The 16,678-nt window shown below is 58.1% G+C and carries 10 protein-coding genes; 4 read left to right on the forward strand and 6 right to left on the reverse strand.

The genetic code is table 11. The features are described from left to right. Positions 1-129 precede the first annotated feature (129 nt). Positions 130-3,120 carry a T9SS type A sorting domain-containing protein gene (locus tag IEX74_RS17855; protein WP_188815367.1) on the forward strand — a complete coding sequence of 997 codons (2,991 nt, stop codon included), beginning with the start codon at positions 130-132 and terminating at the stop codon, positions 3,118-3,120. A gap of 82 nt (positions 3,121-3,202) precedes the next feature. Here IEX74_RS17855 and IEX74_RS17860 read toward each other — a convergent pair whose 3' ends face one another. After that, on the reverse strand, positions 3,203-5,191 hold the full coding sequence (locus tag IEX74_RS17860) for a peptidylprolyl isomerase (RefSeq protein WP_188815368.1): 1,989 nt from the start codon (positions 5,189-5,191) through the stop codon (positions 3,203-3,205). Positions 5,192-5,301: 110 nt separating this feature from the next. Then, positions 5,302-6,504, reverse strand: coding sequence for an MJ1255/VC2487 family glycosyltransferase (locus tag IEX74_RS17865; protein WP_229755358.1), 1,203 nt, complete (start codon positions 6,502-6,504; stop codon positions 5,302-5,304). 60 nt (positions 6,505-6,564) lie between these two features. Here IEX74_RS17865 and IEX74_RS17870 point away from each other — a divergent pair, with 60 nt between their 5' ends. Continuing rightward, positions 6,565-7,467 (forward strand): hypothetical protein, encoded by a 903-nt coding sequence (locus IEX74_RS17870; protein WP_188815369.1) that lies wholly within the window; start codon positions 6,565-6,567, stop codon positions 7,465-7,467. Positions 7,468-7,678: 211 nt separating this feature from the next. Here the strand turns inward: IEX74_RS17870 and IEX74_RS17875 are convergent, their stop codons facing one another. From IEX74_RS17875 to IEX74_RS17890, 4 genes are all read right to left on the reverse strand, one after another. Beyond that, positions 7,679-8,284 carry a DUF4136 domain-containing protein gene (locus IEX74_RS17875; RefSeq protein WP_188815370.1) on the reverse strand — a complete coding sequence of 202 codons (606 nt, stop codon included), beginning with the start codon at positions 8,282-8,284 and terminating at the stop codon, positions 7,679-7,681. A 104-nt stretch (positions 8,285-8,388) separates the two neighbouring features. Next, entirely contained in the window at positions 8,389-10,266 is a 1,878-nt protein-coding gene (locus IEX74_RS17880) for an ABC transporter ATP-binding protein (RefSeq protein ID WP_188815371.1), read from the reverse strand. A 198-nt stretch (positions 10,267-10,464) separates the two neighbouring features. Further along, positions 10,465-11,607: a redoxin domain-containing protein gene (locus tag IEX74_RS17885; protein WP_188815372.1), complete on the reverse strand. Its 1,143-nt coding sequence runs from the start codon at positions 11,605-11,607 to the stop codon at positions 10,465-10,467. Between the two features lie 12 nt (positions 11,608-11,619). After that, on the reverse strand, positions 11,620-12,699 hold the full coding sequence (locus tag IEX74_RS17890) for a TlpA disulfide reductase family protein (RefSeq protein ID WP_188815373.1): 1,080 nt from the start codon (positions 12,697-12,699) through the stop codon (positions 11,620-11,622). 454 nt (positions 12,700-13,153) lie between these two features. Between IEX74_RS17890 and IEX74_RS17895 the strand changes: the two genes are divergently transcribed. Continuing rightward, positions 13,154-14,344, forward strand: a complete 1,191-nt coding sequence (locus tag IEX74_RS17895) for an MFS transporter (protein ID WP_188815374.1) — start codon at positions 13,154-13,156, stop codon at positions 14,342-14,344. Between the two features lie 139 nt (positions 14,345-14,483). Further along, the gene (locus IEX74_RS17900) at positions 14,484-16,541 is read left to right on the forward strand and encodes a DUF3858 domain-containing protein (protein ID WP_188815375.1); all 2,058 of its coding nucleotides are present in this window, start codon (positions 14,484-14,486) and stop codon (positions 16,539-16,541) included. Positions 16,542-16,678: the final 137 nt, after the last annotated feature.

Below are 16,678 nucleotides of genomic sequence, written 5' to 3' on the forward strand. Positions count from 1 at the left end.
AGTCAGCCACAAACCTTACTTAAGCTCAAAATGAAAAAGCTTTCAACGTACTTTTTTCAGAATGAGACAATTTCATTTCAGCATTCTGATCTTCTTCCAGCAAAAGCCAAAAAAGAGTATTTTTTACATATGAGACAAATAATACACCTTTTTTCTATCAGCACTACCCTAACTCTTGTTAGCGGTTTTGCTGCCCAAAATTCTTTCGCGCAGAGCAGCCCAACGCCCGCTCAGCTTTACGTGAACGATGCCACCACCAGCGGCGACCGATTCACGACGACGGCCGGTAGTGATGTGACCGGCGATGGTAGCGCCGCGGCGCCTTATGCAACGGTGCAAAAGGCACTGACTGAGGCTGGTACAGGCACCACAACGATCTTTATTGATGCGGGCACCTATACCGAGCGAGTTGTCTGGAGTAAAAACATCAGTCTGCGCGGGGCGGGCACGTTGGCGGCCGACTCAGCCACGGCTACCATCTTTGATGGCGGCCTAGCTCCCTCACCTACGCAGACCAGCGAAACGGGCATTTTCATGACGACTACCGGCGGCACGACTGGCGCGCCGCTTACCTTGGCTAACCTCACCATCAAGGCCTACGACTTTGGTATTCAGACGGATAATGCGCACAATCGTGCGAACATTCTGCTGGAAGACGTCGAAACCGTGCGCAACCGGCAGTGTGGTATTTATTGGAACAGCCTGGCTGGCAAGTCAGAAAACATCACCTTCCGGCGCGTACGCGCGGCCCGGACAGCCCTAGGTACGAACACCTCGAACAATGGCGCGGGCCGCGGGCTGTTTCTGGTGAATGGCAGCAAGATAAATATCCTGATTGAGGATGGCTTGTATGAGATGAACCGTCGCACGGGCATCGACGTGAACGATGGCAGTGTAAGCGGCCTGGTGGTACGCAACTGCCGATTTACGCTGAATGGTGGTCAGGCAATGGCTATCCTAGGTGCCGGTGGCCTGCGTGCTGGCAGCAGCTTCATGACGCCCGCGGCTCTCATTGAGCGCAATTATATCCGCAACAATGCCTCAAACGGCATGGAGCTAAAATCTTGCACGGGCACAGGCCGGGCTAGTGGTCCCGGCAGCTTTGTAGTGCGCGACAACTACATTGTTCGCACTGTAGGGGCACCAACTCGCATAACAACAGATAACGCCGGCATTGCTTTCATCGACCGCGACCGAAGCGCTACGGGTATTGTAGGTGGCGTAAATGGCGATATGGTGACGGGTGGGGCCTTTATTCAGGGCAATACTATTCGGGGCTACCTGGCAAATGATACCGTGAGTATGTTGAATATCAACGGCTTCGGCATCGTGGTGGAAGGTGCTAACAATAAGATCTTCAACAATGTAGTAGCGCAATGCCAGCGCGGCGTGCAGGTGCAGAACCGCCCAACGGCCAGCAACGGCTACACGCCCTTCTTTGACGCGGCCGGCAACCTAGGTCTGGTGTCGTCGGGTGACAGCATTCGCAATAACCGTTTGGATAGCTGCGCCACGGCCATCCGCACGATCAACCTGGCACAGACGGTGGAGGCTTCGCTTAACTGGCTGGGCAGCAACAATGCGGCCGCCGTACAAGGACCCGCCGGTAAGGGCGGTCTGGTCGTAACACTACAAGGCCCAGCCGCAGGCTTCGCTGAAGTTCCGAAGGCTGACGCGGGCAGCCGGATCGACTACTCGCCCTTCCTGGATACCCGCGCAGACGCCACCGCCGCAGCTGGTTTTCAGGCTGACCTAGCTTACCTGCACGTTGACCGCAGCAGTCCGCAAACCGGCACCGAAAGCCATTTGCAGGAAGCAGCTACCCTGGTGCCGGAAAGTGGCACCATCGACGCGGCGGCCGGTACGTACGACGGCTCCGTGACTTTCACCAAAAGTCTGATTCTCACAAACAACGGTACTACCACGCTCGTTAATGTTGCATTAGATGGAGCCGGCAAAACGGTAATGCTGGCCGCACCATTTCAACTCGCGGGTCACTTGGCGCTTACCAATGGCTTACTGTACACCACCGCTACCAACCTGCTAACCCTCACCGATGGCGCCACGGCTTCGGCCGGTAATGCCGGATCATACGTTGCGGGCCCACTTCAGAAGCTAGGTGCGCAGGCATTTGTGTTTCCGTTGGGCAAAGCCGGCGTATGGGCACGGCTTGGCATCTCCGCACCGAGCCAACCCGCTACGGGTTTCACGGCCGAATACATGGCTACGCCGCACGCTACGACCAGCGTTGTAGCGCCATTGCAGCGCGTAAGTCAGGTGGAACATTGGACGCTGGCCCGCACCGGCTCCACTGACGCCGTGCAGGTACGTCTTTACTGGGAAGATGCTTTCCGCAGCGGCATCAACGATTTTTCGTCCGATTTGCAGGTAGCGCGGTTTGATGGAGCTACTTGGTTGACAGAAGGCAACGGCGAACTAGGTGGCAGCCTGACGGCAGGCTCGGTAGCCTCGGCAGGCGCCGTAGCCAGCTTCGAGGCCTTCACGTTTGGCTCGATTGCCGCCGGTAGCAATCCATTGACGAAGGAGCTGCTCAGCTTCCAGGCCTCCCAAGCCCAGCCCCGTGTAATTGACTTGGCCTGGGTGGTGCAATCGGGCAACCCGAAAGGCTATGCCGTTGAGCGCTCGTTTGATGGCGTAATCTGGCAGCAAATCGGGTTTGTAGAAAGCGCCAGCCAGCGGGGCGGCGCTTCGACTTCGCACACGTACTCGTATCAGGATCGGCCCTTGGCAGCGGCTACGCAGGCGTATTACCGGCTGCGGCAAGCCGGACTGACAGGTGGTACGCGCTACTCATCGGTGCTGGCAGTGGCTTTGCAGCCAACTATCCTAGCTACGCACTCAGCTACTGCTGAGCAACTTGCACTTTACCCGAATCCTGCTACCGATCAGATTACGCTGCGGCTACCGACGGCTACGGGCAGCATTCAGGTTATGTTGCTGGATGTGACTGGCCGGGTGCTGCAAACCCAGACGTTGGTTGCTAACTCAGCTCATGAGCTACGGCTGCAACTGCCGGCTTCCCTCCCGGCCGGCATCTACCTGATGCAGGCGCAAGGAGCTAGCCTGCCGCGTCAGACGGTTCGCTTCGCGAAGCAATAAACCGTACTTTCCTCTGACTTCTAACCAAGAGCGGCCGCCAGATACCTGGCGGCCGCTCTTGCTTTACAGGCAAATACGCCCGCTATTTCACCAGCTCAATATTCTCGATCCGGTCGCCAATTTCGAGGCGGCTTACCACGTCCGTCCCGCTGATTACCTGCGCAAAAATGGTATAGCGCCCATCGAGGTGTGGAGTGGGCGAGTGGGTGATAAACCACTGACAGCTTTCCGTGTCTTTGCCCGCCGAAGCCAGCCCCACGGCTCCTTCTCCGTAGCGCAGATCGGCAAATTCCGAGCGCAGATTGTAGTCGGTGCTGCCCCAGCCATCGCCGCGCGGGCAGCCGCCCTGCGCAACGAAGTTGGGCACGACACGGTGGATAGTCTTACCCTTGTAGAAGCCTTCCCGCGTGAGCGCCACAAAGCTAGCTACCGAACCAGGCGCGTCATTCACCAGCAAGTGAAAGACAATCAGACCCTTGCTGGTGCGCACGGCTGCCCGCTGACCGGCCGGGATAGTTTGCACCAACGTCCAATCAATCGGGTGCGCTGCTGCCTTGGCAACGGGCAACGACGGCGCCGCCACGTTATCCAGGTAAGCAATGGTTTGCTGCAACGACTCCCAGGCCTCCAGATCACGCGGCAGCGTGAGTTTGTCGCGGGCAGTTTTCAGAAAGTCACTGCTGACAAACAAGGAGCGCATACCTAGCTTCGGGTCGCGAATAGCTTCGGCGGCAACGCCCATAATGGCCACGTCGCCGCTCGCCACGCCACGCTGAAGCGTGAGGGCGAAGGCGGCCTTCTGCTCGGCGGGAAAATCAGCCAACCGGCGCATACTTACCAGCGCTTCCATGCCGTAAGTGCCAATTACCAGGGAAGTAGGCTTCGGAAAAACTGCCTTTTCCACGAACTCGTACGCGCCCGGATCTTCGCCCAGGGCTTTCAGCAAATAGCCTTTTTCGTACACATCGGAGCTAGCCGCGTAGCGCTGCTGCACGGCAGTGCGAATGGCGCCCCGTATCGGGCCGCCGAATTTCAAGGCGGCGGCCAGCAAGGTAGCGCGCACCCGCCACTGCGTCAGCTGGTTTGCTTTTTCAAGGAAAATAGTGCCGGGCTCCCCGCTGGCGTTAGCCAGAAAAAACTCGGCCGCCACGAGGGCCACCTGATCATTTGGATCGGTGAGAGCCGCCCAGGCGGCTTCCTTTACAGGAGCGTACATGGCAGCGGTCATGGCACGCAAGGCGCTGAGCCGCACCCGATAATCCGGGTCGCGGCGGGCTAAAACTGCCAGTACGCCGGGCACGCTCGGCACGGCGGCCGCTTTGCTGAGCGATGCGGCCACGGCACTGCGCACGGCATAGGTAGGATCGGTTTGGGCGACGCCAAGGAGCGTGGCCGCGTACGGCGTCAGGTTGAGGCTACGCGTACGCGCCAACATGTTGGCCGCCGCCAAGCGCGCATCATACGGGTTCGTCGGGGCCAGCAGCTGCACCACGCGCCCTACGGCTTCCTCCGAGGTAAGTCCGCGCAAACCAGCACGATATAACCCCCAGGCCTGACCAGCCAGCGCCGCCGTGTCGCTGGCTAAGTTTGCTGGCAGGCGCGATAGACTAGCCAAACCCGCGCGCGTGGTGCAACGACCTAGGGCTTCCAGCAGGTAACGCCGCGCTGCCGGGTCAGGCTCTACAATAACTCGTCGTTGCAAAGCACTTTCCGCCGCCGAATCAGCCGTTTGACCTAGGGCATACGCCGTGACTTTACGCACCGAAGCATCCGAATCGGTGAGGAGCGCCAGCAAAGCGGGCGTAGCGGCTTTGTCTTGCACGGAAGCCAGGGCAAGCGCCGCTTCACGCCGGTAAAGCGCCTCTGGCTTTGATAGATACGGTAACAACGCGGAAGTGCGGCGCTCATCCTGCATCGTGGCAATTCGGCGCAGGGTGCTGTCGGCGGCAAACTTATTCACCGGTGCAACGGCGGGCGTGCTCACGCGTGCCGACGGAGCGCATGCTAGCAGGAAGCGGAGGCTACCAACGGCAGCAGCGGCCGAAAAAACCCAAAAGGCAGATCGTTTCATGGCTAGCAAAATAGCCAAAATACGCTGGAGGCCACGCCATTCTGCGCAAGGCTAGGTTTTGTGCGTACGCCTTCATGGTATGCAAACAGCCTTCTGGTTCTCGCGGCGGCTCAGCGCCGCACCGGCAAAAGTCCGGCTTCGGCGGCGCGCAACACCTCATCCACTTGTGTAAAAAGCGTCGTGTTGCCAGCTTGCTCGTAGCCGGCCAGCGCCTGCCCGAAGCTACCTAGGTCGTAGAGAAAGGCTTTCACGCTGTCGGCGGTGAGAGCAGTGAAGTGCCGGCCGTACCCTAGCTTTTCGACTTCCGCCGCGTTCAGGAACTGCTCGAATTGGGCCGGAATCGGGATGGCGCAGATGGGCTTGCGCAGGTACACGGCTTCGCTGATCAGGGAAAAACCGCCGTTCGTGATAACTGCGCTGGCGCTGGCTAGGTCTTCAATAAAGCCCTGTTCGCTGAAGGCGCGCAGCTGCACGTTGCCGTGGTTTTCTTCTTTGTTGAAGCCGTATACCCGGAATTCTTGCCTGGGCAAGCTTTGCAGCAGCGGTACCAAATCTTTCTGCGTAGTTGCTGATTGATAGACCAGTACGTGCGCGCCGGTAGTGGCGCGGGCCGCGAGTATTTCGGGGCGAATGATGGGCGGAACCAGCGTCGTCTTTTCCTTCGTGACGGGCAGCGGGAAAAATGTGGAAATGAAGTAGTGCTGACTGCCCGGCAGCTTGGCACGCACAATCCGGCGAGCCAGACCTAGGTTGCCGCGCTCGGCGGTCGGCACCGCAATATTCAGCTCCGCCCGGCTGATAATCTGCATATTATCAATACTGATAACGGGCAGCTTGTGCGCTTTTGCGAAGAAGTAGCTGAACGACTCGAAGTCGGAAATGACGATATCGGGGGCAAAATTGCGCAGCAGCTCGCGGTAGCGCGTGAAGTTGGCGAGCAGGTTTTCCGGCGCCGTGCGCAGCGTCATGGCGGCCGTCCGCGACTTCGATACGGTCAGGTTCTTATACGCCAGGTGAAAGCCCCGGATTTCGTAGACGCGCCCCGGAAAATTAGCGGCCAACACCTGAAAGGCCCGCGAGCTGCTCACCACCCGCACGTCGTGCCCCTGGCTGAGCAAATGTCCGATTACCACTTTGCTGCGGGTTGCGTGCCCGAGTCCTTCGCCCGGTACGCCGTATAAGATGTTCATTGAGTAGCTGAGTAAATTCAGAAACAGAACAGCAACTTCCTGGCCGAACCTGGCGCTGCGCAACTGTTGCCGGCGAGAAGTAGCTGCCCGCTCCCAACCTAGGTTTCGGCTTGGTTTTGGCATAAATGCCAGATCATCTTTCCTTTTCCGAATTTTGCCGCTTCTTCTCAGCTCTATTCACTCATGAAAACCGCTTATTTATTTTGTTTGCTGGCGCTGGCCGCCACGGCTTGTACCGCTCCGCGCACCATTGTGAGTTCCGGTAAAGTCACGCCGAAGGGAGAATTTAAGATCGGCGGCAACGCGTCTTTCAACATTGCTACTTCTACCCTAGGCAAAGCGGGTGGCGCCGTGAAAGACTTCGCGCAGTCGGCTGCTAATAAAGACACTATCCGCTACAGCGCCTCCGTTGCGAAGCTCCAGGCGGCAGCCCTCTCCTACGTGCTCGACCCGGTGCAGCCCACCGCCGACCTCTACGTGCGCTACGGCCTCGTCGACCGCCTCGATGTGGGGTATAAGTACGCCTTCGGCTCCCACGTTTTCGATGCCATGTACCAGTTTCTGGGGCCCATTGGCACGCCCGAGCACCCCGGCGGACCAGCCGGCGCCACCTACGGCAGCATCGGTTTGCAATACGCTACCCAGCGCGCTAAGCTTCCCAACCTAGCCTTCCTCGACAACATATCAAACCTGCTCAACTTCAACGCCAGCCGGCACGATCTGATTGTGCCCCTGGTATTTAGCACATCTTTTGGCCCGGAAGAGCAAGCCGGAGCGTTTTCCTACGGCCTGGTATACAGCCACACTTTCCTACGCTACGGCTTCGACCCGCGCAGAATCTACAACAACGCCGGCACCAGCCAGCTTCCGACTCTACCGCTACAGCGTAAGAACTTCTCGGCTTATGGTGGCTTTCTGAGCTTAAAACTGGGCTACCGCTACGCTTACATAGTGCCGGCGCTTGCTATCTACTACCAGGATTATGGAACGTACGCGCTGCTGAACAACGAAACCACCCGCCTCAGCGGCTTCACCATTATTCCTAGCCTAGGCTTGCAGTTCCGCATTCCCTCAGCCCGGCGCTAATCTATTGGTTTGATAATCAGCAGAAAGACCGTCATACTTCATCTGGCGTCCGCTTGTTGAAGCATGACGGTCTGAATGCCCCGAAAAAACTCACTGAGTTCTTCTTCAAAAACTCCTAGACGAAAAGAAGCCCACCCAACCGTGCTATTAGCAGCGCGTTCGGCTGGGCTTCTGTCATTTGCCTACCTAGGTAGCTAGTGTTGGCAGCAGCTTAGTCTTCACTAACGGTCGTTCCGCTCTCGTTGTAGCCTTGGGTAAAGACGCGGTAGCGGTCGAAGATGGAGCCCACGGAGCGGCGCAGCACCACCATTCCACGAGGGCCTTGCGGCACCTCCACACCCGAAGCGTAGCCGTTCCAGACGGCGCGGTTGGTGCGGTGGTCGATGAGGGTAATCAGCAGGGTGCCATCGGTGAGCAGCAGCCGCACGGGCTGGTAGCCGACCCGCTCATCGGAGGGCGTTTCTTCGTCTTCTACCATGCCGTTTTTCACCCATTGGGTAATATCCTGCTGGGAGTAACCTTGGAAACGCATGTCGCCCTCAAATAAGCGAAACGACACGAGCAAATCCGGCCGGTTGCGGGCGGGCTTGTAGCCCTGAATCCGCATCCGGGTGCGGATGGCTTCCCGCAAAATGTTACCTAGCTTGCTGGTATCAGCCGCCAGGCCGTCGCCGGCCACAAACTCGTAGGTGCGGTAGCGGCGGAAGTTTCCGCTGTAGCTATAATCCGATTCAACGCGAGCCTCACGTGCCGCGAAGCAGCCAGATAGTGCCAGACAAAGCCCAACTCCGGCAAAAAGAGTAGAAGTAAGTTTCATACGGTCCTAAACGTGGGGGGAAACACACCAACCAAGATACGAAACTCACTCTTCTTAGGCGCTGACTACCAATCAAAAGCTCGAAAAAAATTTTGGGTCGAGGTTTAACGGTAGCCCGCCGCCTGCAAAGCGAATAATTCGGCGTAGCGGCCGCCGCGCGCCAGCAGCTCGGCATGTGAGCCAATCTCCACAAACTGCCCGTGCTCAATGACCAGAATCCGGTCGGCCATGCGCACGGTGCTGAAGCGGTGTGAGATGAGCACGGCCGTTTTGCCAGCCGTCAGGTCGGCAAAACGCTGGAACACTTCGTGCTCGGCGCGGGCATCGAGTGCGGCAGTCGGCTCATCGAGAATGAGCAGCTGCGCATCGCGCATGTAGGCCCGACCTAGGGCAATTTTCTGCCACTCGCCCCCGCTGAGATCGACGCCGCCGGCAAAGCGCCGCCCGATCATCTGCTCGTAGCCGTTGGGCAGCTTTTTCACGACCGTATCCGCCAAGCTCTGCGCCGCCGCCGACTGAATCCGATCCTGGTTTTCTTTTTCCTCGATGCGGCCCACAGCCAGGTTCTGCCCCGCCGAAAGCTGGAAGCGCACGAAATCCTGGAAGATCACGCCAATTTCCTGGCGCAGCTCGGCGGGGTCGTACTCGCGCAGATCGTAGCCGTCGAGCAGGATGCGGCCTTCCGTGGGGTCGTAGAGGCGAGAAAGTAACTTCACGAGCGTTGTTTTGCCCGCGCCATTTTCACCCACCAAAGCTAGCTTTTCACCGGCCCGCAGCGTGAAGCTGAGGTTGCGAATGGCCCACTTTTCCGCATTACGGTACTTAAACCCAACATTCTCGAACTGAAAACCTAGGCGAATCGGGCGCGGGAAAGGCCGCACGGGCTGCGTTTCATTGCGGGTAATTTGCGGCTGCATGTGGAAGAAATCAAAGAAATCTTGCAGGTACAACGCCCCTTCGGCCACGCTGCTGAAGCGGCTCAGCACACCCTCCAGCAAGCTGCGCATCTGCCGGAAAGAGCTAGCCAGAAACGTGAGCTGCCCTACCGAAATTTGCCCGCGCACGGCATCGGTGATGATGTACAAGTAAGCCGCGTAGTAGCCCGCCGCGCCCAAGGCCGCGAAGAAAGTACCCCAACCGGCGCGCCGCACTACCAACGATTTATTCTGCGCATAGAACTGATCGGAAAGCGTGCGAAAACGGTCGATCAAGAATCCAGACAAACCGAAGATCTTGATTTCCTTGGCCGTTTCGTCGGAGGCGCCGGTTTGGCGCAGGTAGTCCAGCTCACGCCGCTCGGGCGTCCAACTGTGCACGAGCGAGTAGCTGCGCTCGTTGAAGTGCGACTCGCCCCAGAACGCCGGAATGACGGCCACCAGCAGCAGCACCAGCAGCCACGGATTGAACGCGACCAGTCCCACGGCCAGCAGCACCATCGTGATGATATCCTGCGCCTGGCTCAGCACCTGCGCCATCAGCACCGTGCGCGAAAGCGTCTGGCGGCGGGCGCGCTCCAGCTTATCGTAGAATACACTGTCTTCGAACTGGTCGAGGTCGAGGCGGGCGGCGTGCTCCATCAGGCGCACCGAGGAGCGGTTGGCAAACAGGTCGCCAAGCAGACTGTCGAGCAACGCCACGGCCCGACCTAGGGCATCGGAAAGAATAGCCAGGCCGAACTCCAGGGCCACCAGCTTGAAAACGGGCATCAACGACGCGGTACCGTGAGAAGTGCGCGCTAACCCGATAATGGAGTCAAGAATGAGCTGTCCCACGTAGAACATGGCCGGCAACAGCGCCGCTCGCAGCAAGCGCAAGCCAATGTTACCTAGGGTGAGGCCAGGGCTGGTTTCCCAGATGAGCCGCAAAAATTCGGGCAGGTTGCGCAGCGCCGAAAACCGCTCCCGCACCGTGAGGTTTGGCTTGCCCTCGGGCCTAGGTTTTTTGGCAGATACCTGCGTGAAAAGTGATGATAACCAAGACATAGGCTAGCTCTTACGTCATACTTCGGGCCGAAGTACGGGAGCGGCCGTTTTGGCAGTGCATACCAGCGGCGACAATCCTAGCCCGAGAACGAACGTCAGAACTCGTGTTGCTCATCGCAGAAAGAATTCCTGCGCCACGATAGCACCACTAGCTACACTCGCCAATAGGAAAAAGAGCTGCTTACTACTTCCTAGGTTCTACTTTTGCTTGCCGTCGTCCGTCAGTTTAGTGCGCGCTGGAGGGAGATACTTGGTCAATGCCTTGGCCAACTCTTCCCCGTAGAGGTTCACGGCTACAATGCGACCGGTAGGGTCTAGCAGGAAGTTCTGCGGCAGTTGGTCGATGTGGTAACGTTGCGCCGAGCGTCCGGTGAGGCCTTCCAAATCGGAGGCGGGTGTGCCTGGTAGCGGTCGGTCGGTCACCGCTCGCAGCCACTGCTTGCGGTGCTGCTGGTCATCGAGCGACACGTTGAGCACGGCCAAGGGAAGGTCGGCGTAGCGGTTGCACACCTCTCGCAGGGAGTTCAGTTGCATGCCCCCTTCCCACTGCGAGGACCAGAAGAGGAGCAATAGATACTGGCCTCGATAGTCCTGCACCGAGACGTGCTTCCCAGTCGCGGTAGCCAGCGTGAGGTTGGGGGCAGCGGCTCCTGGGGCAACGGTGCGTAAGCTATCCACCAGCTGCCCATAGGCACGCCCCGGCGCACTGTCGCGGAGCGTGGGGCTGAGTAGAGCGTAGAGGGGTGCTACCTCGTCGTATTGCGCCGGACCTAGGCGCCGCTGCTCCAACAAATCCAGGCTGACCCAGGAAGCAGGATGCTCCCGGATGAACTTCGTAATCAAGCGCAGGTGGTGCGGACGCTCCTGCTGATAGCTCGCCAGGGTTATTACGCGAGTGGCATCGCCCGGGTGCCGCTCCCCATACAGTTCGTCGAGCAGGTCCTGTCGCTGGGCAGTGAAGAGCTGGTATTCCTTATTGACGGATCCACCGGTAATGGTGGCGTGCCAGAGCAGGTTATCGCTGGTGAGCACCACCGGCGTGGGCTCCAGAAACAGCTCGGCGAAGTCAGCAGGGACGGACTTCGTGTTGCGGAATACGGTAGGCAGTACACCCGTAGGAGCGAGCAGCAGCTGCACGTGCTGGGGCCGCTGGCTGGTGCCCCGAAACGCAAAGCGGCCGTCGCGCACATGGGCCGAATCCAGCACGTGCCCGTTGTTGCGCAGGTACAGCGTGGCTGTTGCCGGCACCCGACCTAGCTGCCCTTTGAGGGAATAGGTAAAGGGCTGTTGGCCAACCACCAACCCAGGAAGCAGCACCAGCACGAAGAGCAGTAGTTTCATGCGGAAGGGTGCTTATTTGAGCAGTTGGGCTAGCTTGGTCTGCAACTCCTCCCCGTGCAGGTTTGTGGCTACTATGCGGCCGGTGGGGTCCAGCAGAAAGTTCTGCGGAATGCTCTGAATGCCGTAGCGCTTAGCCACTGCGCTCTGGAAGCCTTGCAGGTCGGATACCTGCGTCCAGGTCAGGTGGTCATCGGCAATGGCTTTCACCCACTTGGCCCGGGTCTTTTCCTCGTCGAGCGACACACCTAGGATAGCAAAGTTGCGCCCTTTGTACTTGCTATAAGCTCGCAGCAGCACGGGGTATTCCTGGCGGCAAGGGCCACACCACGAAGCCCAGAAATCGACCAGCACGTACTGGCCACGGTACTCGCGCAGCGACACGGACTTGCCTTCGGGCGTGGGGAGCGTGAAGCCGGGAGCCTCGCTGCCTACTGTCGTTGCTTTCAGCCCGCGCACCAACTCGCCGTACATACGGCCGGATGGGCTACTTTTCAACTCAGGACTCAAGGCTTCGTAGAGCGGACCTACCACCGCATACTCGGGCTGCTCCACCGGACGCAATTGCTGGAGCAAGCTGAGGCTCGCCCAGGCCGTGGGGTTGGCCTTCACAAGGGCCAAGCAACTTTGCACGTACTCCTTTTGGACTGCTGCCATTTCCGGTTGCGTGCGCGCGGCCCTGAATCGGCCCGTAAAAGGCTGCAAGGCCGCCTCTATGCGCTGGTAGGCTGCCAGTTGCGGGCCACCCGTCACGCGGGCCTTCGGCAGCGAGTCGGCACTGGTCACCGTCACGGGTTCCGAACTGAGAAAGAGCCGGACCCGCTCGGACGAAAACGGGCCCACCCCACTCTGCCTCAACTTCCCCTGGCGCTCCAGCACCAAGTCAGCTGAATGGGACCATTGCGTGCGGTCTCGTAGCTCAAAGTGCCCGTTTTGCAGCGTGGCTGAATCCAGTACCTCTGGCCCGTATACCAGGTAGACTTTCGCCGGCTGATTGAGCTTACCCACAGTGCCTCGCACGACGAAGGGCGTGGATTCCTGGGCAAAAGCTAGGCTAGGTGCCAGCAGCAGCCAGCTTAGCAAAATTTTGTTCATAAACTTTTAACTAATCCGATATAATGCCCCTGAACGAGAAACAGACCACAAGTAATATATAGAGCAGACTACCTAACCTAAGTTGCGGAATAATACTGGGCAGAGAAAATCTGTTCGGCAGGAACCACGTAGGGTTAAAGTATCAACTCTCCGAGCCCGACCATGCTCGAATAGGCTGCTGTAATGTACTGCTTGCGGATGACTTACGCACTCCGCCCTGTCGACCTTCGCCTCGCTAATGCGAAGGTGCTCATCAAGGCTTGGTAGCCGCCCGCTTCTTTGGCGGCAACCTGATATCGGGTCAATGGTATATGGAGCAGCAATGGGGCAGCAGTACGAGCACTAACTTCGTGCTCAAAATTACCCTCTTCGTTTTCGTCCACACTCTCGACCAAGGCAGCTATTGGCTACACAACCTAGGTTAACCAGTAGCTGACTAAGGTCTTCTTTGCTCATGTTTTTCTTTAAAAACAGCGTGTACACGCCAGGTTTCTGGCTGATGTGTCTGAGTTCCTTTCTCTTTTTTGCCAGCTTCAATATGCTTCTGCCGGAGCTGCCCGACTACCTGACGCGGCTGGGCGGCGCCGATTACAAAGGCTTTATTATCGCGCTTTTTACGCTCACCGCGGGCTTGTCGCGCCCGTTCAGCGGCAAGCTGGCCGACACGGTGGGCCGCATTCCAGTGATGGTGTTTGGGTCGCTGGTCTGCTTCGTGTGCGGCTTTTTTTATCCGTGGGCTAGCACGGTTGCGGGGTTTCTGCTGCTGCGCTTGGTACACGGCTTCAGCACCGGCTTCAAGCCGACTGGCACCGCGGCTTTCGTCGCCGATATTATTCCCGTGGCGCGACGTGGCGAAGCAATGGGCCTGCTCGGCGTCGCTGGCTCCCTAGGTATGGCGGCGGGCCCGTCGGTGGGCGGCTGGCTGGCTACGCACTTCTCCCTGAACACCATGTTTTACTGCTCCTCGGGCGCGGCGCTGCTGTCGCTGGTAGTGCAGGGCACCATGACGGAGACGCTGCCCAAGGCCCAACGGCAACGCTTTAGCTGGCACCTGCTGCAACTGAACTGGCGCGAAATCCTGGAGCCACGCGTGCTGGCTCCGGCCCTCGTGACGCTGCTGTGCCTGTTCCCCTACGGCGCCGTGCTGACCGTAATACCCGACCAAAGCGGCTTGCTCGGCATTCACAACAAAGGCTTATTTTTCACCTGCTACACGGTTGCGTCGCTGTTCATCCGGTTGGTAGCCGGTCGGGCTTCCGACCGCTACGGCCGGGTGCCGGTATTGCAGGTGTCGTCGGCTATTTTGGCGGTGTCAATGGCATTGCTAGCCCTAGCGCAATCGGCGGCGGTGTTTCTACTGGCAGCCGTTCTGTTTGGCCTAGGTGCTGGCCTCAACTCCCCTACCCTTTACGCGTGGACCATCGACCTGAGCCACGAGGAGCGGCGCGGCCGCGGTGTGGCTACCATGTACATTGCTCTGGAGGCCGGAATTGGGCTAGGTGCGCTGCTGGCCGGCTGGATTTATGGTAACGTAGCCAGCCGCTTGCCCTACGTACACGCCCTAAGCGCTCTACTTCCCGCCCTAGCTTTAGCTTACCTGCTTTGGACGACCACGCGCCAGCGTTCAGCCCCAAGTATTAACTAAATTTAATTATTAATATCTAATATTTTTATTGCATTTTTAAGCTGAGCTTTGTGCGCAATCTATTAGCGCGTTCATCTCCTTTATTTATCCAATTATCAACCTGGCGGGCTTAGCGAAGCCTAGCTTTTATACTTGCTTTATGTTTCGTTATCTGAGTGGCATTTCGCTGCTGCTTTTAACTCTTACTACTAATTCTTACGGGCAGGCACCAAAGCTGAAAGATCCGATTCAATTCGGAGAAGTTACTGCTGCTGATTTCGCCACAGTTGCGCCAACCTCGCGCCCTGATAGTGCCGCGCCGGCCGAGATTCTCTGCGATTTTGGCAAGTCGCGAATTGAAGGCGCGCGGGAGAAGTTTCAGGTGATATTTGAGCGCGTGGCACGTATCCGCATTCTGCGCAAAGCGGGCTACGAATGGGCCACTGTGCAGGTCCCGCTCTATGTAAAAGACAATGAGGTAGAAGAGCTGCAAAAGCTTAAAGGCATCACCTACAACCTGGTAGATGGTAACCTGGTGAAAGACAAGCTCGATATCAGCAAAGCGGGCTTCAAGGAAGTTATCGACAAAAACCACCGACTGTATTCGTTCACGTTACCCAACGTGCGCGAGGGCTCTATCATCGAGTTCAGCTATACGATCAAATCAGATTTCGTATTCAACCTGCAAGACTGGCAGTTTCAGCACGATGTTCCGGTGCGCTGGAGTGAGTACCGAGCCACGCTGCCGCAGTTTTTCCGCTACAAACAAACGATTCGTGGCTACCTGCCCTTTGCCGTGCAGGAAACCCAGGCCGTGCCCTATAGCACCTCCTACAGCGAGGATGCCAAGGATGGCTTCGGCAACAGGTTAACCATGAATAGCGGCCACAACGCCGTTATTACGGGGCAGGCCTTGCAGTGCCGCTGGGTACTACAGAACGCGCCAGCTTTCCGGGAAGAGCCATTCATGACCACTGCACGCGACTACATACGCAGCGTCAATTTTGAGCTCTCCGGCTCTGACTTTTCCCGGTCCGGCAACGATTACCATGACGTGACGGGCACCTGGGAGAAAATAGCTGACAATCTGCAAAAGGAAGAACTGTTCGGCGCTTTATTAAAGCAGAACGCACCCCTAGGTGCCGAGGCCCAGGCATTGCAGAAAGCGGCAGCTAGCCCGGCCGAACGCGCGGCTGCCGTGCTGGCCCTGGTGCAGCAGCAAGTAAAATACAACGGCCAGGAGCGAATTTACGCTTCGCAGTCATTGCGCAAAGTATGCGAGCAGCACCTAGGTAGCTCTTCCGATGTGAACCTGCTGCTGGTGCAGACTTTGCGCGCCGCGGGTTTGGAGGCCAACCCCTTGCTGCTCAGCACCCGCCGGCACGGCCGCATCCAGACCAATTTGCCGGAGCAGAGTCAGTTCAACTACGTCATAGCACACGTTGCTTTGCCTGATAAATCGGATTTGCTGCTAGATGCGACCGAGCCGCTGTTGCCGGCGGGGGTGCTGCCAGAACGCTGCCTGAATGGGGAAGGTCGCCTGATAGCCACCACGGGCCGGTGGGTTCCCCTGGTGCCTGCCAAGCGGTACGTGCAATTCACCACCGCTCAGTTAGCCCTCGACGACAAAGGAGGCTTGCAGGGGAAATTGCACCTGGAGTATGATGGTTATGCGGGCTTGGAAGCACGCAAACAGGTGCTGGCGCTAGGTGAAAGCACTTACCAGACGCAGCTCACCCGCCGCTGGTCCGACTGGCGTTTCACGGGGCCATTGGTGTTGCAAGGGCTACAGGATCCATCTAAAATCCTGCAAGCTGATTTGCCGTTGGCGCTGCCGGCACCCGAAACGCCTGCTGCCTTGCTTTATCTGCCGCTGGCTCAAACCCTTGGCCAACTCACCAACCCATTCAAGCACGAAGAGCGGCAGTTCCCGGTCGATTTCAGCATGCCCCACGAGTACATGCAGATGGTCACGCTCACGCTGCCGACCAGCTACGTAGTGCAGGAAAAGCCAGCCAACGTGGTGCTAGCTCTGCCCAATAATGGGGGTAAGTTCCTGTACAGCGTTACGCAGCCTACGCCCAGCACGCTGCAAATCATTTCCCGCCTTCAGCTGCTCAAGTCAGTATACAGCCCCGACGAGTACGGGGCACTGCGGGAATTTTATAACCGCGCCATTGCCAAGCACGCCGAAATGCTCGTGCTCCAGCACAAGTAGCCCTGCTTGATCTACCCTTGACACCAAACCCAGGTACTAACCAGAAACGTCGAAAAACATAGGATCATATATATTCCTAGGTTCTTTCCCTGGTCAACTGCATCGACCACATTTTATTCTAAAACTCTCAACTTTAA

It is taken from the genome of Hymenobacter cavernae (genome assembly GCF_014641455.1).
Lineage (GTDB): Bacteria > Bacteroidota > Bacteroidia > Cytophagales > Hymenobacteraceae > Hymenobacter > Hymenobacter cavernae.